Genomic DNA, 1,578 nt, shown 5'->3' with positions numbered 1-1,578 from the left:
CACCGAACGAGCGCGGTCCACCGAACGAGCGTGGCGTACGGAACAGGCGGCGCGAACGGCTACCGGATCGCAACGAGGCCGGATCGGCAACGACCGAAACGAACCGACGGACAGCAACCGGGACGGGGCCGGCCCCCACCGCAGCGGTCCCGGGGATCGGTCACCCGGCGCAGCAGACCAGGGCGGACCAGGTACGGCGGGCCCCACCCCAACCGCAACCAACGACGCACCAGCACGGCGGACGCCAACGCCCACCGCAACCAACGACGGACTAGACACGGCGGACGTCAACCCCAACGGCAGCCACAGAACCGCCAGACACGGCGGACGCCACTCCCACCGCAACCACCGAGCGCCAGTCACGGCCGGCCCCGTCCCAGCGAGCCGAGCGCGAGCACGGCCAGCCCCAACCCTCATCGCAACGAACGAACGCAAGGCACGCTGTGCAGCTACTTTGCCTGGTCGTTGATGGATAATTCGCGGGAGACACCGGGGCCGCCGGCTGTCGGAGGAGCAGACGATGACGACGCAGCGCACCCGGTCGCTCGGGCGTCCAACCCTCGATGCGGTCGCCGCCCGCGCCGGGGTCGGCCGCGGCACGGTCTCCCGCGTGGTCAACGGCTCAACCCAGGTGAGCCCGGAGGCTCGGGCCGCCGTGCAGCGGGCCATCGCGGAGCTGGGGTACGTGCCGAACCGGGCGGCGCGCGCGCTGGTCACCCGGCGGACCGACTCGGTGGCGCTGGTCGTGTCCGAGTCCGGGGGCGGGGCCTTCACGGAGCCGTTCTTCGCCGCGATCGTCCGGGGGATCAACTCGGCGCTGCTGGAGACGCCGATGCAGCTGTGGCTGGCCATGGCGCGGTCCCCGGTGGAGCGGGAGCGGGTCGAGCACCACCTGACCAACCAGCATGTCGACGGCGTGTTGCTGCTGTCGCTGTACGACGCCGATCCGCTGCCCACCCTGCTCGAGGAGCGCGGGCTGCCGACCGTGCTCGGCGGCCGGCCGGCCCGGACGCTCCAGCCGGGCGCGCAGCCGGCGTACTTCGTCGACGTGGACAACGCCGGCGGTGCGCGCAACGCCACGCGGTACCTGTTCGACCGCGGCCGGCGGCGGATCGCCACGATCGCCGGGGCCCAGAACACGGGCGCCGGCCTGGCGCGGTTGACCGGCTACCGGGAGGCCGTCGAGGCCGTGGGGGTCGGGCTCGACCCGAACCTGATCGCGTACGGCGACTTCGGCGAGGAGAGCGGGGCGGCCGGCATGCGCCGTCTGCTGGATGTCCGCCCCGACCTCGACGCGGTCTTCGTCGCCTCCGATCTGATGGCGTTCGGCGCGCTGCGTACGCTGCGCGAGGTCGGCCGGCGGGTGCCGGAGGACGTGGCGGTGATCGGCTTCGAGGACGCCCCGGTGGCCCGGTACGCCGACCCGCCGCTGACCACCGTCGCCCAGCCGATCGAGGAGATGGGCCGGCGGATGGCCCAGTTGCTCGTGGCCCGCATCCGCGGCGACGAGTTGCCCGCCCCGTACGTCCTGCTCGACACCCGCCTGGTGCGCCGCGCCTCCGCCTGACGCCCCGCCCC

At 73.6% G+C, this 1,578-nt stretch carries 1 protein-coding gene; it reads left to right on the top strand.

The genetic code is table 11. The features are described from left to right. Positions 1-520 precede the first annotated feature (520 nt). The gene (locus ABGB16_RS33645; protein ID WP_347672087.1) at positions 521-1,567 is read left to right on the top strand and encodes a LacI family DNA-binding transcriptional regulator; all 1,047 of its coding nucleotides are present in this window, start codon (positions 521-523) and stop codon (positions 1,565-1,567) included. The last annotated feature ends 11 nt before the right edge of the window (positions 1,568-1,578 follow it).

Origin of the sequence: Micromonospora sp. B11E3, from assembly GCF_039871625.1 — a bacterium.
Classification (GTDB): domain Bacteria; phylum Actinomycetota; class Actinomycetes; order Mycobacteriales; family Micromonosporaceae; genus Micromonospora.
The sequence above is the reverse complement of the archived record's forward strand: the minus strand, read 5'-3'. Positions and strand labels throughout refer to the sequence as shown.

Coding starts and splice junctions, on each gene's coding strand:
- ABGB16_RS33645 (WP_347672087.1), top strand. CDS start 521: ATGACGACGCAGCGCACCCGGTCGCTCGGGCGTCCAACCCTCGATGCG.